Source organism: Amycolatopsis bartoniae, from assembly GCF_014191255.1.
Taxonomy (GTDB): Bacteria; Actinomycetota; Actinomycetes; order Mycobacteriales; family Pseudonocardiaceae; genus Amycolatopsis_E; species Amycolatopsis_E bartoniae.
In genome coordinates this window covers 1-22,299 of sequence record NZ_JACHWH010000016.1, presented here as the reverse complement: position 1 = coordinate 22,299, position 22,299 = coordinate 1, and the positions used below count along the sequence as shown (strand labels likewise).

Sequence of the window (22,299 nt, the reverse complement as noted above, 5' to 3'; positions counted from 1 at the left end):
GTGCACCGACCTCCCTCCACCGTTCCTCTCGGCACCAATGCCGAAGCATTCGAAGGAGACATCAGAACGTGGTCCGCTTCATCGGCCCCGACAACGACGCGTATGTCGCCACTCTCGCGCGGCACGTCAGCGAGTACGAGGAGCTCACGGGGGACTCCGTGGCGCTCGAGATCATTCCCGAAACGGATTACGTCACGAATACGCTCGACGCGCTGCGCAGCCGGCTTCGCGGGGAGTCCGCGCCGGATGTGTTCATGTCGGGACCCGTCTCGATGTGGAAGCTCGCCGGCGAGGGCATCGTCGAACCCCTCGACTCGTACCTCGACTCGTGCGGCGACGACTACCGGCCGGACGACTTCCTGCCGTCCCTGCTGGCCGGCAACCGCTGGACGGGGCGGCGTGGCGACTCCCTCGGATCCGGTCCCTTGCTGGAGATCCCGGTCAACTGGGAGACCTACAACCTGGCGTACCTGCCGGACGTGCTGGAGCAGGCAGGTCTCAGCGAGCCGCCGGCGACGTGGGAGGAGTACTTCGCCGCTGCCGCGCGGATCGCGGAAAGCGTGCCCGGCGTCCGCGGATTCGCGCAGCGCGGAACCGACACCTGGCACACGATGTACACCGGCTACGCGACCCAGGTGTGGTCGTACGGCGCGACGGACTTCGACGACGCGGGCCGCAGCGCGCTGGCCAGTCCGGCAGTGCTCGCCGCGACCCGGGACTTCCTCACGGCGGCGAGGGCGTCCGGGCCGGCGCGGTTCCCCGGCGGCCACTGGCTCGACGTCGCCCGCGACTTCGCGGCCGGCCGGTACGGCATGATCGTCGACTCCGACCACTACGTCGCCTTTTTCGAGGGAGCCGGCTCGGCGGTTCGCGGGCGGGTCGCGTACACCAGGCCGCCGCTGGGACCCGGCGGTGAGCGAGAGGCGAACATGTGGACCTGGTCGCTGGTGATGAACAGCGCCTCCCGCGACAAGGCCGGTGCCTGGAGGTTCATCGAATGGGCCAGCTCTCCGGCCTTTCTCGCGCGGGCGGCGCTGGAGGGGAACATGAACCCGACGCGGCAGAGCACTTGGGACGATGACGCGTTCCGCGCCGCCGCCTCCCGGTGGAACGGTTTCGGTGACAACAGCCTCGAGATCCTCCGTACGACCGCCCGGGTGCTGCCCACTCCCATGCCGGAGTACCTCGATGTCGCGAGCCTGTGGTCGGCGGCCATCGTGCGGGCGTACGAGCAGCCGGATGGCCTGGCGGAGGTCTTCGGCGAGGCCGCGAGCCGCATCGATCAGCTCCTGCAAGGGGATCGGACCAGCGCGTCGTGAGGGTCGGTGTGGTGGGCGCGGGCCGGCACGCGAACAACGCCCTGTACCCGTCGATCCTCGAGGCCGGGTTCGATCTCGTCGCGGTCTGCGCCAGGACGCCGGCGTCCGCGGCGAGCACTGCCGGACGCTGGGGTGCCGGCAGGCACCACACCTCGGTCGAGGACATGCTCGCGGCGGGCGGACTCGACGGCGTGGTGGTGGCCGTCCCACCAGCCGCCTACCGGCCGATCCTCGCCCGCTGCATCGAGGCCCGGATGCCCGTCTTCTGCGAGAAACCGGGCGGGCAGCGCGCTTCCGAGCTCCGGGATCTCGCCGTGCTCGCCGCCGAGGCGCGGACCGAGGTCGTCGTCGGCTACATGAAGCGGTTCGCACCGGCGTACCAGAGTGCCCGGGAGGTGATCGGTTCCGCGGGATTCGGCTCGCCTTCCTTGGCGCACTTCACGTTCGCGATGGGCCGCTTCGACGAGTACCTCGCCGATCTTCGCCACTACCTGATCGACAACCCGGTACACATGATCGATCTCGCGCGGTACCTCGTGGGTGAGCTGGACGAGATCTCCGCCGTCCTGAACGTCGTGCCGGCCGTCGGCCTCAGCGTGAGTGTCGTCGCCCGGGCCGAGGGAGGTGCGGCCTGCTCGTTCGACTTCTGCACGACGGCCTCCTTCACGCACCGGGGTGAGTTCGTCGAGGTCTACGGGCAAGGGGACGCCGTGCAGGTCGACAACGTCGACACCTGCACGTATCGCCCGGCCGATCGTCCGGCGGAGGTCCGGCGCCCCAACTACACCCTGCCGACGTCGTCGAACTCCAGCTGGACCGTGCTGGGGTTCGTCCCCGCCCTGCACCATTTCCGGGACGTGGTGGCGGGCCTCGCCGACAATCGGTCCGATCTGGAGAGTGCCGCGCGGACTCTCGAGACCACCGAACTCATCTGGCATCGGCTCGAGCCGTCGTGGGCGGTACTTCGTCACGGGTGATCGGGGAGCCGGTCTCCGGGTGATCGATGACCGGCGTCATCCTGCAGGTGATCGGCTGGGCCGGCAGCGCGGTCCTGGTGCTTTCGCTCGACCTCTTTACCTCATCGCCTCGAAGAGACGCGCTTCACGTCCCACGCTCGATCTTCCACCGAAACGATTCACACGGAGATGCGCATGACCATCCTCAGCCCGGTCGCCGACCGGCTTTCGAAGCTCGCCATCGAGCTGCCCTCGTGGGCGTTCGGCAACTCAGGTACGCGGTTCCGCGTGTTCCCGCAGCGGGGGGTGCCACGGAATCCGTTCGAGAAGGTCGCCGATGCGGCGCAGGTGCACAAGCACACCGGGCTGGCGCCGACGGTGGCGCTGCACATCCCGTGGGACAGGGTCGAGGACTACGGCGCGCTGGCGAAGCACGCCGAGGAGAACGGCGTGACGCTGGGCACGATCAACTCGAACACGTTCCAGGACGAGGACTACAAGCTCGGCTCGGTCACGCACTCCGATGACCGGATCAGGCAGAAGGCGATCGATCACCACTTCGAGTGCATCGACATCATGGACCAGACCGGGTCTCGCGACCTGAAGATCTGGCTCGCGGACGGCACCAACTACCCCGGCCAGGACGACATGCGCGCCCGCCAGGACCGCCTCGCCGACTCGCTGGAGAAGATCTACGCGCGTCTGGGCGGTGACCAGCGCATGGTGCTGGAGTACAAGTTCTTCGAGCCCGCGTTCTACCACACCGACGTTCCCGACTGGGGCACCAGCTACGCCCAGGTCACCGCGCTCGGGCCGAAGGCGATGGTCTGTCTCGACACCGGTCACCACGCCCCGGGCACCAACATCGAGTTCATCGTGATGCAGCTGCTGCGGCTCGGGAAACTCGGCGCTTTCGACTTCAACAGCCGCTTCTACGCCGATGACGACCTCATCGTCGGGGCGGCAGACCCCTTCCAGCTGTTCCGCATCCTCGTCGAGGTCATCCGTGGCGGCGGCTACGCCGGCCCCGGCACCGTGTTCATGCTCGACCAGTGCCACAACATCGAAGACAAGATCCCCGGGCAGATCCGCAGCGTGCTCAACGTGCAGGAGATGACGGCGCGAGCCCTTCTCGTCGATCGCGACGCGCTGTCGGCGGCTCAGGCCGTCGGCGACGTGCTCACTGCCAACACCATCCTGATGGACGCCTTCCAGACGGATGTGCGCCCCGCCCTCGCCGAGTGGCGCGCGTCCCGGGGTCTCCCCGAGGACCCCATGCGCGCCTATGCGGACTCGGGCTACGCCGCCGGCATCGTCGCCGACCGCGTCGGCGGCACCCAGGCCGGCTGGGGCGCTTAGGTGTACTTGGCCGGGACGTTGAGCGGGTTCCGGCTGGGGCCGGAAGACGCCTGCCACCGGATCGACACCGTTGCCGCAGCGACCGGGGGAGCGATGATGCGGGTTTTCGGTCCGCTCGGGCGTTTTGCCGGCTCCACCTGTGTCGCGACTCCTACCTGTTGCCGGTCTTCCGTGTCCGGTAGAAGGAGCCGTCGAGCCAGAACCCGGCCAAGTCCCGGGTCAGTACGTAGTCGACCAGGTCCGAGGTGCGGTTGATGAAGCCGGTCCCGTTGAAGTTCAGGGACGTGTTGCACAGCACGGGTACTCCGGACAGTGTCCCGAACCGGCCCAGCAAGTCGTGCAGGGCGGCGTTCTCCTCGGCGGTGACCGTCTGGGTGCGTGCCGTGCCGTCGACATGGGTCACCGCGGGCAATCGCCGGGGATCCCGAACTTTCTGGAAATGCAACATGTACGGGCTGGGCGCGGACCAGTGGAAGAACTCCTCGACGTCTTCGGCCCGGCACACCGGGGCGATGGGCCGGTAGTCTTCGCGGCCCTTGACGTGGTTCAGCCGCGCCTGCATGTCGGGCACGCTCGCGGACGCGAGGATCGACCGGTTCCCCAGTGCGCGGGGCCCGATCTCGCACCGGCCTTGCACCCAGGCGATGATCCCGCCGTCGGCCAGCACCCGGGCGGCTCCGTCCAGGCCGGACGGATCGTGTTCGAACCGGGCGCCCGGCCGGTCGAGGTCGTGGCGGAATTCCGCGCCGGCGTAGGGGTCCCATTCGATCCGCGCGTCGCCGGTGAAGTGGCGCTGCGCGTCCACGGCGGTGCCGAGCGCGGAGCCGGCGTCGTTGGGAACCGGGGGGATGAAGACGTCTTCGAACAGTCCACTCTCCCGCCACTGGCTGTTCCAATCACAGTTGAGGCCGCAGCCCCCGGAGATGATCAAGGGGTAGCCCTTCGTCAGTTTCCGTGCGGCGACGTCGTGGAACTGTTCGAAGATCCGCTGGGAATGTGCCGCGGCCAGGTCTGTGAACTCGGGAGAACGCACGCCGATGTCGTGGTAGGGGGAGTCGGCGAGGTTCGCCTTCGGCACCGTCTGCAGGATGTCCCGCTGGTCGAGGATGAACTCGATGAGCGCTCTGCCCTCCGGTCCCACCCGGTCCGGCGCGCCGAAGGCCGCCAGCGCCATCAACTTGCCCGCGTTGGAGAACCGGAAGCCGCCGAAGTCGGTCGTCGTGGTCGGATCGGCGAGCGAGAACAGGTACTGGTACTTGATCCCGGCTTCCCGCATCACTTCCTGGATCAGAGTGACCTCGCCGCGGGGGCCGTATTCGTAGAAGGAGCCGATGTAGCCTTCCCACACCAGTCCGTAGCACGGCCGTTCGTTCACGAAGGGCGACATGCCGTAGGCGGACATCAGGTGGGATCGTTCGTGGCTCGACGTGAACGTCTTGACCTGCTTGCCGAACACCTTGGTGGTGCCGTGCCGGACGCTGTTGTCCTGCCAGCCGTAGTAGCCGGCGCCGATGGGACGCTCGTTGACGTTGTAGCCCTTGACCCAGCCACCGAGGCAGATGACGTCCGGCAGAGCGTCGCAGAGTTCCATGGCCTCGGCGACCACGGCGGGGGTGATGTCGCCGTATCGGGGGTAGGAGTCCTTCTCGCTCTCCAGGGAAAACACCAGCCGGCCCTCGTCGAGGAACGCGACGGCGCCGTCGTGCCCGGGTTTGAAGGAAAGGATCCGCATGTGCCGCCCTCAAGGGAAGTGTGAGACACCTGGATGTAGCGATCGATACAGAGCATACCGGTTCAGGTAGCAGGCTGTGCACCTCGGTTTTTCCGTCGCCGCACACGAGTTCGCGCCGTCGGGGCGGGGTCGGCATGGTGGCTCTTGGGTGACTAGAACGTTCAGTCTTGACGTTGCGGCATCGCTCATGCCATTGTTGAAAGAGGAGAACGTTCGGTATCCGAAGGGCGCGGTTTCGTGTCGGTCCTGCTCGACGACACAGACGTTGTGCACGAGCGCCGGGCCACCTCCCGAACCCGAGCTTTTGGACACTGACATGCCTTTACGACATGCGCGGCCGAACGAAGCCGTGACCCGCATCGGGCCGTTGCTGGCGTCGATGTTCGTGATCAACGTCTTCGGCTACGCCGCCATTGGCGGCGTCTTGTCGGTGCTGTTGCCGAGCCAGGTCCGGCTCGTCGCCGGGGACGGGGCGCCTTCCGCGCTGGCCCTCGTAACCGGCGTCAGCGCGATCGCGTCGCTGGCGGTGCCGCCGGTCGTGGGGTTGCTTTCGGACCGCACGCGCAGCCGCTGGGGACGGCGGACGCCGTGGATCCTGTTCGGGGGCCTGGCGACGGCGGCTTCGTTGCTGCTGCTCGGCGCCGCGGGCTCGGTCGCCGGACTGCTCGTGGGCTGGTTCCTGGTCCAGGGCACCGTGAACGTCGGGCTCAACGTGGTCCTGGCGATGATCCCGGATCGGATCCCGCCGCGCCGCCATGGCCTTGCCAGTACCGTGCAAGGTCTGGGCCTGCCGGTCGGGAGTGTGCTTGGAGTTCAGCTCGGCGCGTTTTTGGTGGACTCCGTACTGCTCGGCTACGTGGTGCTGGCGGTGGCTTTCGCGCTCGCCGCCGCGGTCTCGGCGTGGCTGGCTCGGGAAGCGCGGCACGCTTCGCCGGGTGAGCTGCGGACCGTGCGCGCGGACTTGCGAAGGACGTTCGCGAGCCTCCGGTTTCGCGACTATCGCTGGGTTTTCTCTCCCGGGCGGTGCTCTACCTGGGCTACACCATGGTCAACGGGTTCAGCCTCTACATCCTGCAGGACTTCATCGATCCGCCGCCCGGGTCGACCGCGGCCGACGGCGTGGCCACCGCACTGACGATCAGCCTGGTGTTCGTCACGGTGGGCACGGCCGTCGCCGGCCCGCTGGTGGACCGCTACGGAAGGCATCGTGGCTTCGTGCTCGCGTCGTCGGTGCTGCTGTCGGTGGCCTTGCTAGTGCCGCTGGGATGGCCGACGTGGACGGGGTTCCTGGTCTGCACCGCGCTGAGCGGGCTCGCGCTGGGCCTCTACCTCGGGGTCGATCTGGCGCTGGCCACCCTGGTGCTGCCGGAAAGCGGTGACGGTGGCCGCGACCTCGGCGTGTTCCACATCGCACTGACCGCACCCCAGGTTGTCGCCCCGTTCGTCGCGTCGCTCGCGGTGACGACCCTCGGCGGCTATCCGGCGCTGTTCCTCATCGGCGGTGCCATTGCCCTGCTCGGGTCCGTCGCGGTCCTGCGGGTCCGTCCGGTTGTCGTGTCCGAGCGCCCTGCCCGTGGGGAGATCGCATGACCGGGAGCAAGCCCGCCGATGCCGCGATCCGCAGGCTCAGCGGGTTGCCCGCGTCTGCCGTCCGGGTCCGCCTCGCCCCGGAGGTCGACGACGGATTCCGGGTCCGATCCGCCGGTGGCGTGCTGACCGTCACCGCGTCCGGTGCCGGCGCGGCGGTCGCCGGCTACGCGGCATACGCCCGCCGGACCGGTGTGGCCCACGTGTCGCGGCTCGGGACCCGGCCGGTCGACCGCGACCTGCCGGACGGCGCGGAGGTTTCCGGGAACGCGGCGATCGGCCGCCGGATCGCCTACAACCTGACCGTCGGCGGATACACGACGCCGTACTACGACTGGGCGCAGTGGGAACACGAGATCGATCTGCTGGCGGCCGCCGGGGTGACCGCGGCGCACCTCACGGTCGGCCAGGAACTGGTGTACCTCGAAACTTTCCTGCGGTGCGGGTACGAGGAGGAGGAGCTCTTGCGGTGGCTTGGACCGCCGTCGCACCAACCGTGGCTGTGGCTGAACAACATTCAGAGCTTCGGCCGCGGCACGACCAGGACCCTCGTCCACGATCGGGCCGCGCTGGCGCGGCGGGTGATCGAGCGGATGCGGGCGCTCGACATCGTCCCGGTGCTGCCGGGGTTCAGCGGCACGGTGCCGCCTGGCTTCACCGCGCACTGGGCCGGTGCCAGGACGGTTCCCCAAGGCCGCTGGTTCAAGGACGTCGTGGGGCCGGTGCGGCCCGACTGGCTCGACTCGACCACCGACGCCTACGCCGCGGTCGCGGCGATGTTCTACGCCGAGCAGCGTGCCGCGTTCGGCGCCACCGGAATGTGGGCGGTGGACCTGGTCCACGAGGGTGGGCACACCGGAGGCACCGACCTCGGTGCGGCGGCGCGCGGCGTGCGGCGGGCGATGACGGCCGCCGACCCGGGCGCCACGTGGGTCATGCAGGCCTGGGGCGGTAACCCGCGTCGCGAGTTGCTCGAGGCCGTCGGGACCGACCGCGTCCTGGTCATCGACCTCACCGGTGAGGACCACCGCGAAGATGGGTTCGGCGGGCCGGACTGGGTGCTCGGTATCCTGCCCAACTACGGCGGCCGGACCACGCTCTACGGTGACCTGGCGGACGTCGCCGCCCTCCCACGCCGCTGGCGGGACCGCACCCGGCCACCCGGGCTGGTCGGACTCGCCGACATGGCTGAAGGCGTGGCGAACAACCCGGTGCTGTGGGACCTGTTCCACGACCTCACCTGGGCGACGGAGCCCGTGGACCTCGGCGCGTGGGTGCGCGAGTGGACCACGTCCCGGTACGGCGCGGCCGACGCGCGGGCCGACGAGGCGTGGCGGGTCTTGCTGCGGACGGCCTACGGACCGTGGCGGCACGACAAGAGCGGGCGCCTGCCCGCCGAGACCGCGCAGGCGTTGGCTGGTCTGCCGGTCGACGCCGCGGATGTTCGTGGTGTGCCCGCCTTCTCGGCGATGATCGACCAGCTGGCGGACGCCATGTCCGAAGTCGCGTCGCCGTACGCCAGCACCGACTCGGTGATCGCGGCCGTGCCGAGCCTGGACGCGAATCAGGCCAGCCTGGTGGGTCCGCGCGCGGCCGCGTATCCGGACGGCGCCCTGATCCCGGCGCTGCGGGCGTTGCTCGACGCCGCGGAGCGGCTGGACACCCCGGGGTTGTCCTATGACCTGGTCGATCTGGCGCGCCAGGTGGCGGACGATGTTGCCCGGACGGCGCTGCGCCAGATCGAGGCCGCGGCACGGGCGTGCGACCTCCAGGCCTACGACACGGCCGTGCGGCGCCTGCTCGACCTGATCGACGCGCAGGACGCCGTGCTCGGCACGAACGAGCATTTCCTGCTCGGCCGCTGGCTGGCCGACGCCCGCGCGTGGGGTGGTACGGAGGACGAACGCGGCTACCTCGTCATGGAGGCCAAGCGAATCCTGACTTCCTGGGGATACGAAGACTCGACGGTTCTGGCCGAGTACGCGAACCGGTCCTGGGCCGGTCTCGTGGGCGACTACTACCGCTCCCGCTGGGCGCGGTGGCTCAGCGAGGTCCGCGCGACCCTCGTCGGCGAGCCGACGAATCCGGTCGATTGGTACGTGCACGCAGATCGGTGGAACCGGGCGGACACCATCCACCCGCACCGCCCCCAGGGTGACGTCCGCGCCGCGGCGTCCGTCGTCCTCGATCTCGCGGTCCGGATCCTCCGGGCAGCATGAGGGGAGATCAGGCATCGCGGACGACCGGCAAGGACGGCGGCTTCGGCATTCGCGCCATTACCCCTTCACCGCCGAATACTTTGGACAAAGGAACTGACATGCCTTTCGCGCGCTCCAACAACATCGAGCTCTGCTACGAAACAACCGGCGATCCCGCTGATCCAGCGATGCTGCTGATCCACGGTGTGGGAGAACAACTCCTCGGGTGGCCCGACGGGTTCTGCGAGCTCCTCGCAGCACGTGGCTTCCACGTGATCCGGTTCGACAACCGCGACGTCGGCCTGTCCACCTGGTTCGACGAGCTCGGCGATGTCGACCTGAACCGGCTGCTCGCGGGCGATCTCTCCACCGCGCGCTACCGGTTTTCCGACCTGGTGGCCGATACCGCCGGCCTGCTCGACACTCTTGACCTGCCCCGTGTCCATCTGGTGGGCGCCTCGATGGGTGGCGGTATCGCGCAACAACTCGCCATCGACAGTCCCGAAAGGGTGGCCAGCCTCGCCTCGATCATGTCGACCACGAGCGATCCCGCCGTCGGCGGAACCAGCCTCGACAACCCCGCCGCCGCGGTGCCCGTGCCCGGTGCCGACCGCGAGGCGGCCATCGCCGCGGAGGTCGCTCTTTACCGGCTCATCGGCTCGCCCGGCCTGGAGACCGCGGACGAGGAGCTGGCGCGCCGCGCCGCCGCCAAGTACGACCGCGCCTTCCACCCGGCCGGAACGTTCCGCCAGATCGCGGCCAACGCGACCGCTGAGGACCGCACCGAGGACCTGCGTGCTGTCGACGTTCCGACTGTTGTCATCCACGGCGACAGCGATCCGCTGGTCGGGGTGAGCGGTGGACGCGCCACGGCTGAAGCGGTCCCCGGCGCCGAGTTGCTGGTGATCCCGGGCATGGGACACGACCTGCCCGAGGCCGCGTGGACCCGGATCGCCGACGCCATCGCGGCGAACGCCACCAGGGCCTGATTCCTTCGACGCGAAATTCCACCCTGATCGCCCCGCGCCAATCCGGATCGCAGATGGGCGACCGGAGAGGCAGTGGGCGTTGCCGCTGGCCGACCGGGTGCTGCTGGTAGCAGTGTATTGGCGGACGAACCTGACCATGCGCCAGATCGGCGCTGTTCGGGATCTCGCCGGATCGACCTCGGCACTCGCCTGGTCATCGCCACCGCGACCCACCACCCGGCAACCGCAACGACTGCACCGTCTACCGCGACTCCGGCAGTGCCGGCAAGTCGGGGCGTGAACTTGCCTGGCCTTCGTTCTGGGCATCCTGAGGCGGCTTGGCTCGCACCTGTCGCTGGGACGCGGCGAATCCTGGCGCGGACACGACCACGTTGCTGACGACGATCAACCCGATGCCGATCCATTCGTCGAGGTGGAGCGCCTGGTGGAGCAGGAGCCAGCCCGCCAGTGCCGCCCAGACCGGGTTGACGCTGGTGAAGGTGCCGAACATCTGGGCGGGCACCCGCCGCAGGGCGAGCAGGTCGGTGACGTAGGGCACGATCGAGGACAACAACCCGCACGCGACAGCGAGTGCCATGGCCGCCGCGGTGGGGGTGTGGAACGCGAACCAGACCACTGCGATCGGTGCCCAGGCGGCCGAGGTGACGAGGCCGGCCACCGCGGTTCCTTGCAACCCGGGAAGGCGCTGGCCGAGCGTGCGGTTGAGCAGGACGTAAGAACCCCAGGCCAGCGCCGCGAGGAGAGCCAGTGCGATGCCGACGACGTCGGAGGTCGGGCCCGGATCGGTCAGCACCACGACGCCGGCTCCGGCCAGAACGGCGCAGGCGATGTCGAGCGCCCGTCGCGAGCTGGCGATGGCGACGGTGAGCGGGCCGAGGAACTCGAGGGTGACGGCCAAGCCCAGCCCGATGCGCTCGACCGCCGTGTACAGGCTGAGGTTCATCACGCTGAACACGAGCACCAGGCCGAGAATCGGCCGCCACTGGTCGCCGCGCAGTCCGCGGAGCCTTGGCCGCACGATCGGCGTCAAGACGAGTGCGGTCACGAACTGACGGACGGCGACAACGCCGACCGGACCGATGGCCGGGAACGCCATCGCCCCCAGTGCGGCGCCGGCCTGGTTCGACACGGAGCTGGCGAGCATCATCGCGATACCAGTGCCGCGCTGGCCCGGAGTCGCCGTCGCGGCGGAGAGCTGCCGCCCGGCGGGCGCGTGGTGCGCACGTGTCCTGCAGCGGGTGTCCATACGACGACGGTAGGTCCGCACCCGTTCATGACCTAGTGCATGTTCCGGCCCTGCCATACGCTTCGGTTATGGAATGGAGTCTTCGAGAGCTGCGGTTTTTCGTCGCGGCCGCCGAGGCGGGGTCGTTCACGGAAGCCGCGGCGCGGTTGTTCGTCTCGCAGGCAGCGGTTTCGCGCACGATCGCGGCCTTGGAGAAGACTGTCGGCGACAGGCTCTTGTGGCGGGTGCCTCAAGGGTGTGAGCTCACCAGTACCGGGCAACTGCTCCTGCCCCATGCCCGGCGGGTGCTGGCCGAGGCGGAGAGGTTCACCGAGTTCCTGAGCTCCCGGCACGGCGTCCTGCGGCTGGGGTACGCGTGGGCGGCGCTGGGAAAGCACACCGCGCGCCTGCAACGGAACTGGGCTCAGCGGCATGATGCGATCGAACTGGAGCTGGTCCGGCACAACTCGCCTACGGCCGGCCTGGCCGAGGGCGTGTGCGACGTGGCGATCGTGCGGAGGCCGGTCGACGAGAAGCAGTTCGACTCGCTCGTGGTCGGGCTGGAACGCCGGCTGGTCGCGTTCGCCTCCGACGATCCGCAATGGGCGCGCCGGCGCCGGCTGAGCATGGCCGAGATCGCCGGCCGCACTGTCATCATCGATCCCCGGGCCGGGACCACCAGCGGCCGCCTCTGGCAGGGGGCCGAGCAAACCCCGCAATTCGTCGAGTCGAACGACGTCGACAGCTGGCTCGACGCCATTGCCGCCGGGCGCGGCGTGGGAACCACTGCCGAGGCCACCGCGCACCACCACCCGCGCCCGGGGGTGAGCTACCGGCCGATCAAGGACGGTCCCCGGATTCCCGTGCGGCTCGCGTGGTGGCGCGGCCACCAAGCGCACGGTTTGAGTGACCTGGTCGACGCGGTCACCCAGCTGTACGCGACGAACTAGTGTCCTGTCCCGCCAGCCGCTGCGCCGAGGGGGCCGGACTTCGCGGGCAGGACGCGGAGCAGCCACCTCCGGGACGGCGCCGCCGTGGACGTCAGGAAATCGTCAGGTGCGGGCGGCGAACTCTCGGGAATCATCTGGTTCGAGCGCTGCTTCCGATGGGGACACTGACGGCAGCGCCCCACGCCGGGACCGGACTGCTTCGCCACGGCAGCCCGGTCCCGGCGACCCATGACGCATGAGCACAGTGCGACAGTTGTCAGGCCAGAACGTGGTACCGCAGCCACAAGTAAGGCGCGGCCAGCAGAACGGTGACTGCGGTGACCACGGCACCCTTGCGGGTGAACTCCCAGAACGAGATGGGGTGACCGGCCCGCAGCGCGATGCCGAGCACCACCACGTTCGCGCTGGCGCCGATGGCGGTGAGGTTGCCGCCGAAGTCCGCGCCCAGGGCGAGCGACCACCACAGGGCCTGGGCGTGGGTCTGGTTCGGCAGGTCGGCGGCGAGCCCGGCGACCAGGGGGCTCATCGTGGCCACGTAAGGGATGTTGTCGACGACGCCGGACAGCAGCGCGGAGACGAACAGGATCAGCATCGTCGCGAGGAGGGCGTTGCCGCCGGTGGCGTCGGCGGCGAGCCGGGCGAGGTGGTCGATCACCCCGGTGTGGATGAGTGCTCCGATCATCACGAACAGCCCGGCGAAGAACAGCAGCGTTTCCCATTCGACCCCGGCCAGGTACTCGTCCGGCCGCGTGCCGGAGATCAGGACCAGCAGACCCGCGCCGACGAGCGCGACGACCGACGGTGCGAGGTGGAAGACCGAGTGGCCGACGAAACCGGTGAAGACCGCGGCGAGCACGACGCCGCTCTTGATCAGCAGTTTCGGGTCCCGGATGGCCTCGCGTTCGTCGAGAGCCATGATCTCGGCGGCACGGGCGGGGTCGGTGGTGAAGGAGCCGCGGAAGAGCCAGGGCAGCACCAGGGCGAGCGCGGCGACTTCGAGTAGCACGATCGGGGCGACGTTGACCAGGAAGTCGTTGAAGGTCAGGCCCCCGCGGCTGCCGATGATGATGTTCGGCGGGTCCCCGATGAGCGTCGCCGCGCCGCCGATGTTGGACGCGAACACCTCGGCGATGAGGAACGCGACCGGGCTGGTGTCGAGCCGGTCGCACACCAGCAGCGTGACCGGGGCGATGAGCAGCACGGTGGTGACGTTGTCGAGGAAGGCGGAGGCGAGCGCGGTGATCAGGACGAGGAGGAGCAGGACTCGCAGCGGGGAACCCTGGGCGCGTTTCGCGGCCCAGATGGCGGTGTACTCGAACACGCCGGTCTTGCGCAGGATGCCGACGATGATCATCATGCCGAGCAGCAGGAAGATGACGTCCCAGTCGATCCCGGTGTCCCGGGAGTAGAACGCCTCGTCCGAACCCACGACCCCGATGGCCAGGATGACGCCTGCCCCGACCAGCGCGGCCACCATCTTGGGGATCTTCTCGGTCGCGATGAACGCGTAAGCCACCACGAAGACGGCGATCGCGATCGCCGCGCTCACCGCGCCCCTCCGGTCAGCGCAGGGCGTGCTCCAGCAGCCGGGGTGCGGTGATCACTCCGATGAGCTCGCCGGATTCGAGGACGGCGACCAGCGGGCAGCGCAACCGGGCCATCGTGGCCGCGACTTCGACGACGGTGTCGTCGCTCTGGACCACCGGCAGCTCCGGCGGGTGGTCGGGCAGCAGCTCCCGGACCGTGCGGCCGGCGAGTTTCTCCGCGATCCGGTCGGCGGCCGACTCCGACAGCACGCCCGCCAGGGAAGGGTCGTCCTGGATGTAGCGCGGTACCAGGAACGCCACGACCGAGGCCGCGGGCAGGACGGCGTGCGGGCAGCCCGGCCCCTTGGTGACGACGAGGCCCTGCAGCCCGTGCTCGGCCAGCAGCCGGGCCGCGGCCAGCGCGTCCGAGTCGATGTCGACGGCCGGGAACTCCTCGGCCATCTGCTTCGCGTGCATGAGTCCAGAGTATTGCCCGCGGCCAAGCCTGCGGCACGTTCAGCTCCTTTCGTTCGCCTGGAGGTCGTCGCTGCCGGTACGGCCCCCGGGCAGGTTGTCGGGCGGCTCGACCCGGAGCGCGCGGGCCACGGGCACATCGGTCGAGGAGTGCAGCACGATCGACAGCGCGATGGTGACCGCCACGAGGTCGAACACGGTCTCGCTGCCGGGGATGCCGGACTGCAGCGCCAGCAGGCCGTACACCACCGACGCGAATCCCTTCGGGCCGAACCATGCGGCGGTCACTCGCTCCTGCCGGGTCAACGGGGTGCGCAGCAACGACAGCAGCAGAGCGGCCGGGCGGACGAGCAGGATCGCCAGCACCGCGAGGCCCCAGCCGCCGAAGGTGAGGTGCGAGAGCCGGTCGACGGTGATGAGTGCGCCGAAGACGAGCAGCGCGGCGAACTTGGTGATCTCGGACAGCAGGTCGCCGAACGGCTCGAAGCACTCGGCCGCGGTCTTGTCGACGGTCGCCAGCGCTGATCCGGCCGCGAACGCCGCGAGGTAGGGGTTGGCGCCGGTGAGGTGGCAGGTCGCGTAGAGCAGCACCGCGATCGCCAGCGGGCCGAGTGCCTGCAGGCGCGGTTCGGCGGTGAGGATCCGCAACCGCCAGGCCAGCGCGACCACGAGCGGCACGACGATGCCGAGGGCCAGGCCACCGACCAGTTCGAGCGCGACGATGCCCAGGTGCGAGTGCTCGTGGCTCGCCGTGGCGAGGAAGATCAGGACGAACGGCAGTGCCAGCCCGTCGTTGAGTCCGGACTCGACGTTGAGCAGCCTGCGCAGTCGCAACGGGACGTCGGAGCGGCCCACGATGGCCGAGGCGAACACCGGGTCGGTGGGGGACAGGATCGCGCCGAGCAGGAACGCCGTGGGCCAGTCGAGGCCGGTGAGGAAGTGCGCGGGTATCGCGATGCCCGCCATCGTGAGCGGCATCCCGAGGCCCAGGGCCCGGCCGGAGAGCCGCCAGTTCTCCCGGAGCGCGGGCAGGTTCGCACGCTGGCCGTCCGTGAACAGCACGGTGAACAGCGCGAGGTCGGCGAGCGAGGTGACCAGCGGATCCGCGGGATGGACCGTGATCAGGCCCAGGCCGCCCTGGCCGATCAGGGCCCCGGCGAGCAGGAACAGCAGCGCGGTCGAGAGCACGGTCCGGGCCGCGAGCCCGGACAACGACACGCTCAGCAGCAGGACGACGCCGAACGCGAGAACGAGTACCACGAGTGAGCTCCAGGCGTCGGCGAAGAACCCGCTCCGGTCGGAACGGGCCGCCGACCAGACTTCCCGGCACTCCTGCCTGTAAAGATGCCGCAAAAACCTGCACAGTGCAAACGCGCCGCGGAGCTCACCCGGGTAGTGGACTCCGTCATCGGGAGGTCGCGCGATCCCGCAGCCGTTGCCGCTGCGGGACGACGGTGTACTTCGGGTCGTTCGCGGAGTCCCTGCCCGCGTGGAAGATGCCCCAGCGGGTCGCGGCGGAGGCGGCGATGAGCGCGGCTCCGGACAACCGTCGCACCAGGCCCCGGCCGAACACCGCGCCGGTGACCCCGGCGGCCGACAGGATTTCGGCGGCGCGCAGGTACTTGCCGCCCTTGCCGGTGTGGTAGGGCTCGGCGACCATGCCCAGGCGGTGCTCCATCCGCTTGAGCATGCCGATCTCGAGCGCGGCCCCGAGCACGGCGAGGTTCCGCGCGGGAGCGCTTTCCGGGCCGGGTGCGGCGAGGAGACCGAGACCGCCCGCGGCACTCGCGCCCGAACCGACGAAGACGTACGGCATCTCGCGGTACCCGTCGTGCCAGGCGGGCACGGCCGTGTCACTGACGAGCGCGGCGGTGTAGGCGGCGACGGCGGGGCCCAGCGTGGCCGAACCGGCCGTGGCCAGCGCGCCGATCCGGGGCAGCTTGCCGGTCACGGCGGAGAACGCGGCGGCTCCGGCGAGCGGCCCGTACGCGGCGAGCAGCCAGGAGCCGACGTTCATCGGGGAGGTCACCTTCAGTACCCGCAGCATGTTCAGGAACCGGGCGGGGCGGCCGAGGTCGTGCACGAGCGCGGCGAGCGAGAGGCTGATCGCGCCGAACGCCCCGGTCTTGGCCGCCAGCGCGAGTGCCTTCCGGTCCGTGGCCTGCGCTCCGGCGCCCAGCAGCGATGAGGCTCCTGCCAGGCCGCCGAGGAACAGGTAGCCCGGGATGTCGGGGGAGTGCCAGACGGGCGCGTTGATGACGGGTTTGCCGTAGTAGGAGGTGAATTCGGCATCCGGCACCATCGGCTGCTCGCCGCGTTCGCGCCGGCGGCCGGTGGCGACGCCGGTGAGCGCTTCGCGTCCAGGACGTGCGTTCATTTCCGCCTTCCGAGTGTCGTGCCAAGGAACGCGGCCAGTGCGCCGCCGGCGAGGGTGGCGGCGGCGGTGGCCACGTGCCGCCACATCGCCGGCAGGTCGCGGGTGGTGACCTCGGGGTCCGGGGGCAGGCCGTAGACCTCGGGTTCGTCCAGGAGCAGGAAGAACGCGCCGTCACCGCCCACGCCGTCGCCGGGGTCCTCGCCGTAGAGGCGGGCGTCGGTGACTCCGGCGTCCCGCAGCTGCCGGACGCGGCCCTGCGCGCGCTCGCGCAGCTCGTCGAGCGGCCCGAACTGGATGGAGTCGGTCGGGCAAGCCTTGGCGCAGGCGGGTTCCTGACCCTGGCCGACGCGGTCGTAGCACAGGGTGCACTTCCAGGCGCGGCCGTCGTCCTTGCGCTGGTCGATGACGCCGTAGGGGCAGGCGGGGATGCAGTAGCCGCAGCCGTTGCAGATGTCCTCCTGCACCACCACGGTGCCGAGTTCGGTGCGGAACAGCGAGCCGGTGGGACACACGTCCAGGCAGGCGGCTTCGGTGCAGTGCTTGCACACGTCGGAGGCCATCAGCCAGCGGAAGTCCGGAGAGGACTCCGCGCCGGCCATCGCGAGCACGTCGACGTCGTGGTACAGCCCGGGATCCTGCCGGGCGAGGGGTTTGCGTTGCTCGATGAACGCGACGTGCCGCCACGTGTCCGCACCGAGCCCCACGGTGTTGTCGTAGGACATACCGGACAGAGCGATGCCGTCCTCGGGAATGGCGTTCCACTCCTTGCACGCGACCTCGCAGGCCTTGCAGCCGATGCACACGCTGGTGTCGGTGAAGAACCCCATGCGCGGCGGGTGGTCGCGGTAGCCGGTGGCCGAGGCGGGATCGGTCGTGGTCATCTCACATCTCCGTTCCGGTCTCGGCGGTGATCCCGGCGCGCCGCTGGTAGTCCCGCACCAGCTCGACCCGGCGCGGGCCCCGCGGGCGGCGGCCCGGCCGGATGTCGCACGCCGCGGCCTTCGTCTCCTGGATGTGGCTGTTGGGGTCCAGGCTGAGCGAGATCAGCTCGTTGGCGGCGTCGCCGGTGGTCAGCCCGTTCGGGCCCCAGTGGTACGGCAGCCCCACCTGGTGCAGCGTCCGGCCCTGGATCTTCAGCGGCGTCACCCGGTCGGTGACCAGGACCCGCGCCTCGATCGCGGCGCGCGCGGTGACGATCGTGGCCCAGCCCAGGTGCTCCAGGCCGCGTTCGCGCGCCAGCTCCGGCGAGATCTCGCAGAACAACTCCGGTTGCAGCTCCGCGAGGTAGGGCTGCCAGCGGCTCATCCCGCCCGCGGTGTGGTGCTCGGTGAGCCGGTAGGTGGTGAGCACGAACGGGAACACCTCCGCGCCCGGCTCGGTGCCGCTGGGCTGGAAGCGGTTGTGCTCGTGTGGCAGCACCTGGCGGACCGGGTTGCGCTGCTGCGGATACAGCAGGTTGTCGAACGGCGAGTCCTGCGGTTCGTAGTGCGTCGGCAGCGGACCGTCGGTGAGCCCCGCCGGGACGTACAGCCACGCCTTGCCGTCGGCCTGCATGATGAACGCGTCCGTGCCGGTCAGTGCGTCCGGTCCGGTGGCGTCCTCGCCGGGCCGGAAGTCCGGCGGTTTCGTGACCTTGAAGTCAGGCACGTCGTGGCCGGTCCACTTGCCCTGCTCGGCATCCCACCACACGAGCGCCTTGCGCTCGCTCCACGGCTTGCCGTCGGGGTCGGCGGAGGCGCGGTTGTAGAGGATGCGGCGGTTCGCGGGCCAGGCCCAGCCCCACTCCGGGGCGACCCAGTTCTGCTCGCCGCCCGGCTTCCGCCGCGCGGCCTGGTTGACGCCGCCGGAGTAGACACCACAGTAGATCCAGCAGCCGGACGCGGTCGAGCCGTCGTCCTTGAGCTGTTCGTAACTGGACAGCGGCTCGGCCTTGGCGTTCCAGCCGTTGATCTCGGCCAGTACGGCCTCGGCCTCCGGCTCGTCCAGCGGGCCCTTGGTGGGGTAGTCCCACGTCAGTTCGAGCACCGGCCGGTCGCGCTCGCGCTGCTCGTCCGATGTGGACTCGTCCATCGTCGCCGACAGCAGCTTTTCGCGGATCTTGCGGCCGAGGTGGTAGGTGAACCACAGCTCGCTGCGGGCGTCGCCGGACGGCTCGACCGCCTGGTGGTGCCATTGCAGCATGCGCTGGGTGTTGGTGAAGCTGCCGTCCTTTTCGGTGTGCGCGGCGGCGGGCAGGAAGAAGACCTCGGTGGCGATGTCCTCGGTGCGCAGCTCCCCGCTTTCGATCTCCGGCCCGTCCTTCCACCAGGTCGCGCTTTCGATGAGGGAGAAGTCCCGTACCACCAGCCAGTCGAGGTTCGCCATGCCCAGGCGCTGCATCTTCGCGTTCCCCGAGCCGACCGCCGGGTTCTCGCCGAGCAGGAAGTAGCCCTTGCACTTGCCTTCCAGCTGCGCCAGCACCGTCTCGTAGGTGCTGTGGCTGCCGGTGAGCCGGGGCAGGTAGTCGAAGCAGAAGTCGTTGTCCGGGCGGGCCGCGGGACCCCAGTAGGCCTTGAGCAGGCTCACCAGGTACGACCGCAGGTTGCCCCAGTAGCCCTTCCGGGTGCCTTCGGCCTGCACGAACGTGTCCAGGTCCTCGTTCGTGTGCGCGTGAGGCATCGGGATGTAGCCGGGCAGCAGGTTGAACAGCGTCGGGATGTCCGTCGAACCCTGGATCGACGCGTGCCCGCGCAGCGCGAGAATGCCCCCGCCGGGCCGGCCGATGTTGCCCAGCAGCGTCTGCAGAATGGCCGCCGTACGGATGTACTGCACACCGACGGTGTGCTGCGTCCACCCGACGGCATAGGCGAAGGCCGTGGTGCGCTCGCGTCCGGAGTTCTCCGCCAGCAGCTCGCACACCTGCCGGAAGGTGTCCTGCGGAACGCCGCAGATCTGCTCCACCATCTCCGGGGTGTAGCGGGCGAAGTGCCGCCTGAGGATCTGGAACACGCACCGCGGGTGCTCCAGCGTGAGATCGACCTGCGGCTCGGACTGGATCTCGGCACCGCCCGAGCCGTGGGCCTCCCCGCGGCCCGCCTGGCTCACCGAGGCGCCCTTACCGGTGCGCCGGTTCCACTCCTGGTCCCGCTGGCCGGACGCGGCCTGCACCTCGGCGCCGTCGTACTGCCAGGTCTCGGTGTCGTAGCTGCGGTTCTCGCGGTCCAGGCCCGAGAAGACCCCGTCGAGGTCCTCGGTGTCGGCGAACTCCTCGGCGATGATCGTGGCCGCGTTGGTGTAGGCGAGCAGGTACTCCCGGAAGTAGCGCTCCTCGCGCAGCACGTGGTTGACGATCCCGCCGAGGAACACGATGTCCGTCCCGGCGCGCAGCGGCACATGGATGTCCGCGAGTGCGCTCGTCCGGGTGAACCGCGGGTCGACGTGGATCACCTTCGCGCCCCGCGCCTTGGCCTCCATCACCCACTGGAACCCGACCGGATGGCACTCGGCCATGTTCGAGCCCTCGATGAGGATGCAGTCGGAGTTCTGCAGGTCCTGCTGGAACGTCGTGGCCCCGCCGCGACCGAAGGAGGTTCCCAGACTGGGAACCGTGGCGGAGTGTCAAATACGGGCCTGGTTCTCGATCTGCACCGCGCCCAGCGCGGTGAACAACTTCTTGATCAGGTAGTTCTCTTCGTTGTCCAGCGTCGCGCCGCCGAGGCTCGCGATCCCGAGCGTGCGCCGGGTGCGTGCCCCGTCGACCTCCCACTGCCAGCCCTTCGCCCGCGCGGCGATGGTGCGCTCGGCGATCATGTCCATCGCGGTGTCCAGATCCAGCGGCTCCCACTCCGTGCCGTACGGCCGCCGGTAGAGCACCTGGTGCTGCCGGGCCGAACCGGTGGTCAGCTGCAGGCTCGCCGAGCCCTTCGGGCACAGCCGGCCGCGGCTGACGGGGGAGTCCGGGTCACCCTCGATCTGGGTGACCTTGTCGTTCTCCACGTAGACGTTCTGCCCGCAACCGACCGCGCAGTAGGGGCAGACGGACTTGACGACCTTGTCCGCGCCGGTGGTGCGCGGGGTGAGCTCCAGGCTGATCCGGCTCTTCGCCGCGGCACCACGGCCGGTGAGATCCTTTTCGGCCAGTTGCCGGTAGACCGGCCAGTCGCGGATCCGTCGAGTCAGGCCCATCGCTCAGCTCTCCTTTCCCGCGGCGCGCATCTGCGCGTCGGCGCGTACCCGTTCGCCGATCCAGCGGTGCACCGTTTCGCGGCTCGTCGGGTTCTCGTGCGGGGGGTTGACCAGGTCCTGTGCCGTGGGAGGAAGGCCGCGGCTGCGCCGCTCTTCGGGGCTCGGCGCGTCCGAGCCGTCCGCGGGCAGGCCGGTACCGACGAGATGGGCGAGACCGGGCGGAATTCCGAGCCGCCGACCGATCTCGGCGAAGTCCAGGCCCGAGGCGAGGAGGTCCCGCACCTGCTTCCGGGTGGCCATCGCTTCTCCCGTCCCTGTCTCGCACTGCCGATGCTCAGTATCACCGCTATCTTTGGCCTACGCAAAACTTGTCCTGTGCGGCATGTGATCACGAACCGGAGGGCCGGCGTGGAGTTCCGCGACGCATTCCAGCGCATGATCAGCTTCGAGGGGCTGGTGGCGGGCATCGTCTTCGTGCTGGTCGGGATCGCCGTCGCGCTGGCACTGTTGCTGAGCCGCAAACGGTCGGGTGACACGCGCCGCCGCAGCTCTCACCCCGTCGTGGAGATCGGTTACGCCGTGGTGCTGGCTGCGATCGCGGGAGCCATCGCCTACGTCAGTGCCTCGGCCAACAACGACCTGAGCGCTCAGGTGAAGCCCGAGTCCGCGACGACACCCCCGGCGGCGCGCGTCGACGTGGATGCCTTCCAGTGGTGCTGGCGCTTCCAATACCACGAACCGGAGAAGTCGGTCACCGGCAGTTGCGGCGACCGGAACACCGACCTGCCGACGCTGGTGGTCCCGGCGGGTGAACCGGTCCAGCTGAACATCAGCTCCAGCGACGTCCAGCACTCGTTCTGGATCCCGGACCTGCGGGTGAAGGTCGACGCCTTTCCCGACCACACCAACGCGGTGACGCTCACGTTCGATCATGAGGGTCAGTGGCTCGGCCGGTGCGCCGAGTTCTGCGGCTCCTACCACACCGAGATGCATTTCTGGGTGCGGGTGGTGTCGCCACAGCAGTACCAGCAGTGGCTGGCCCAGGGAGGACAGGCGTGACGGCGACCGAGCCGAGAGCGGTCGTCAGCCGTCCGGAGCCGGCGCGGACCTGGCTGAGCACCACCGACCACAAGCGCATCGCGTTGCTGATGACCGCCGTGGCGCTGGTGCTGTTCTTCGCGTTCGGTGCCTTCGCGCTGGTCATGCGGGCCAAGCTGGCGCAACCGGACGAACAGTGGATCAGCAACGAGACCTACGACGAGCTGTTCACGATGCACGGCTCCGGCATGATCTACCTCGTCATCACGCCGCTGGCGATCGCGATCGGGCTGTACCTGGTGCCGTTGCAGGTCGGCGCACCGAACGTGGCCGCGCCCCGGCTGACGATGCTCGGGTTCTGGCTGTACGTGTTCGGCGCCGCGACGGAGCTGTCGGGCTTCCTGA

The 22,299-nt window shown here is 69.6% G+C and carries 19 protein-coding genes and 1 pseudogene; 11 read left to right on the top strand and 9 right to left on the bottom strand.

Annotated features, from left to right (window positions below; translation table 11 throughout):
• The first annotated feature begins 68 nt into the window (after positions 1 to 68).
• From FHX82_RS35050 to rhaI, 3 genes are all read left to right on the top strand, one after another.
• Positions 69 to 1,319 (top strand): ABC transporter substrate-binding protein, encoded by a 1,251-nt coding sequence (locus FHX82_RS35050; RefSeq protein WP_145933622.1) that lies wholly within the window; start codon positions 69 to 71, stop codon positions 1,317 to 1,319.
• Positions 1,316 to 2,296, top strand: coding sequence for a Gfo/Idh/MocA family oxidoreductase (locus tag FHX82_RS35045; protein ID WP_183177026.1), 981 nt, complete (start codon positions 1,316 to 1,318; stop codon positions 2,294 to 2,296). The genes FHX82_RS35050 and FHX82_RS35045 overlap by 4 nt, the downstream gene beginning before the upstream one ends.
• Positions 2,297 to 2,470: 174 nt before the next feature.
• Positions 2,471 to 3,634 (top strand): L-rhamnose isomerase, encoded by a 1,164-nt coding sequence (rhaI, locus tag FHX82_RS35040; protein WP_145933620.1) that lies wholly within the window; start codon positions 2,471 to 2,473, stop codon positions 3,632 to 3,634.
• A gap of 151 nt (positions 3,635 to 3,785) precedes the next feature.
• Here the strand turns inward: rhaI and FHX82_RS35035 are convergent, their stop codons facing one another.
• A complete protein-coding gene (locus tag FHX82_RS35035; protein WP_145933619.1) occupies positions 3,786 to 5,366 on the bottom strand; it encodes a carbamoyltransferase C-terminal domain-containing protein in 1,581 nt (526 codons plus the stop codon).
• A 349-nt stretch (positions 5,367 to 5,715) separates the two neighbouring features.
• On the opposite strand from FHX82_RS35035, the gene FHX82_RS35030 reads away from it, so the two are divergent.
• The 5 genes and pseudogenes from FHX82_RS35030 to FHX82_RS38135 all read left to right on the top strand — a co-directional run.
• Complete coding sequence (locus FHX82_RS35030; protein ID WP_261377134.1) at positions 5,716 to 6,501, top strand: MFS transporter; 786 nt, start codon at positions 5,716 to 5,718, stop codon at positions 6,499 to 6,501.
• Entirely contained in the window at positions 6,390 to 6,956 is a 567-nt protein-coding gene (locus FHX82_RS35025) for an MFS transporter (RefSeq protein WP_145933617.1), read from the top strand. Before FHX82_RS35030 ends, FHX82_RS35025 begins: the two co-directional genes overlap by 112 nt.
• Complete coding sequence (locus FHX82_RS35020) at positions 6,953 to 9,172, top strand: alpha-N-acetylglucosaminidase (RefSeq protein ID WP_145933616.1); 2,220 nt, start codon at positions 6,953 to 6,955, stop codon at positions 9,170 to 9,172. Before FHX82_RS35025 ends, FHX82_RS35020 begins: the two co-directional genes overlap by 4 nt.
• Entirely contained in the window at positions 9,169 to 10,140 is a 972-nt protein-coding gene (locus FHX82_RS35015) for an alpha/beta fold hydrolase (RefSeq protein WP_308431532.1), read from the top strand. Before FHX82_RS35020 ends, FHX82_RS35015 begins: the two co-directional genes overlap by 4 nt.
• A 46-nt stretch (positions 10,141 to 10,186) precedes the next feature.
• A pseudogene (locus tag FHX82_RS38135) lies at positions 10,187 to 10,301 on the top strand (transposase family protein); the annotation flags it as partial.
• An 80-nt stretch (positions 10,302 to 10,381) separates the two neighbouring features.
• Here the strand turns inward: FHX82_RS38135 and FHX82_RS35005 are convergent.
• Positions 10,382 to 11,386: an EamA family transporter gene (locus FHX82_RS35005; protein ID WP_229880225.1), complete on the bottom strand. Its 1,005-nt coding sequence runs from the start codon at positions 11,384 to 11,386 to the stop codon at positions 10,382 to 10,384.
• Positions 11,387 to 11,454: 68 nt separating this feature from the next.
• Here FHX82_RS35005 and FHX82_RS35000 point away from each other — a divergent pair, with 68 nt between their 5' ends.
• Positions 11,455 to 12,315, top strand: coding sequence for a LysR family transcriptional regulator (locus tag FHX82_RS35000; protein ID WP_145933615.1), 861 nt, complete (start codon positions 11,455 to 11,457; stop codon positions 12,313 to 12,315).
• 256 nt (positions 12,316 to 12,571) lie between these two features.
• On the opposite strand, the gene FHX82_RS34995 is transcribed toward FHX82_RS35000, so the two are convergent.
• The 7 genes from FHX82_RS34995 to FHX82_RS34960 form a co-directional block, all read right to left on the bottom strand.
• Entirely contained in the window at positions 12,572 to 13,864 is a 1,293-nt protein-coding gene (locus FHX82_RS34995; protein ID WP_145933614.1) for an ArsB/NhaD family transporter, read from the bottom strand.
• A 13-nt stretch (positions 13,865 to 13,877) separates the two neighbouring features.
• Positions 13,878 to 14,318 carry a CBS domain-containing protein gene (locus tag FHX82_RS34990; protein WP_145933613.1) on the bottom strand — a complete coding sequence of 147 codons (441 nt, stop codon included), beginning with the start codon at positions 14,316 to 14,318 and terminating at the stop codon, positions 13,878 to 13,880.
• A gap of 39 nt (positions 14,319 to 14,357) precedes the next feature.
• Positions 14,358 to 15,575: a cation:proton antiporter gene (locus tag FHX82_RS34985; protein ID WP_145933612.1), complete on the bottom strand. Its 1,218-nt coding sequence runs from the start codon at positions 15,573 to 15,575 to the stop codon at positions 14,358 to 14,360.
• A 145-nt stretch (positions 15,576 to 15,720) separates the two neighbouring features.
• The gene (gene nrfD, locus FHX82_RS34980) at positions 15,721 to 16,692 is read right to left on the bottom strand and encodes an NrfD/PsrC family molybdoenzyme membrane anchor subunit (RefSeq protein WP_145933611.1); all 972 of its coding nucleotides are present in this window, start codon (positions 16,690 to 16,692) and stop codon (positions 15,721 to 15,723) included.
• Positions 16,689 to 17,573 (bottom strand): 4Fe-4S dicluster domain-containing protein, encoded by an 885-nt coding sequence (locus FHX82_RS34975; RefSeq protein ID WP_145933610.1) that lies wholly within the window; start codon positions 17,571 to 17,573, stop codon positions 16,689 to 16,691. Before FHX82_RS34975 ends, nrfD begins: the two co-directional genes overlap by 4 nt.
• Position 17,574: 1 nt before the next feature.
• Positions 17,575 to 20,856 (bottom strand): formate dehydrogenase, encoded by a 3,282-nt coding sequence (gene fdh / locus FHX82_RS34970; RefSeq protein WP_191303878.1) that lies wholly within the window; start codon positions 20,854 to 20,856, stop codon positions 17,575 to 17,577.
• A 3-nt stretch (positions 20,857 to 20,859) separates the two neighbouring features.
• Positions 20,860 to 21,156: a hypothetical protein gene (locus tag FHX82_RS34960; RefSeq protein WP_145933607.1), complete on the bottom strand. Its 297-nt coding sequence runs from the start codon at positions 21,154 to 21,156 to the stop codon at positions 20,860 to 20,862.
• A gap of 135 nt (positions 21,157 to 21,291) precedes the next feature.
• Between FHX82_RS34960 and FHX82_RS34955 the strand changes: the two genes are divergently transcribed.
• On the top strand, positions 21,292 to 21,915 hold the full coding sequence (locus FHX82_RS34955; RefSeq protein ID WP_229880226.1) for a cytochrome c oxidase subunit II: 624 nt from the start codon (positions 21,292 to 21,294) through the stop codon (positions 21,913 to 21,915).
• Positions 21,912 to 22,299 (top strand): cbb3-type cytochrome c oxidase subunit I (locus FHX82_RS34950; protein WP_311733437.1); only part of this gene is annotated, 388 nt, incomplete at its 3' end. The genes FHX82_RS34955 and FHX82_RS34950, both read left to right, overlap by 4 nt.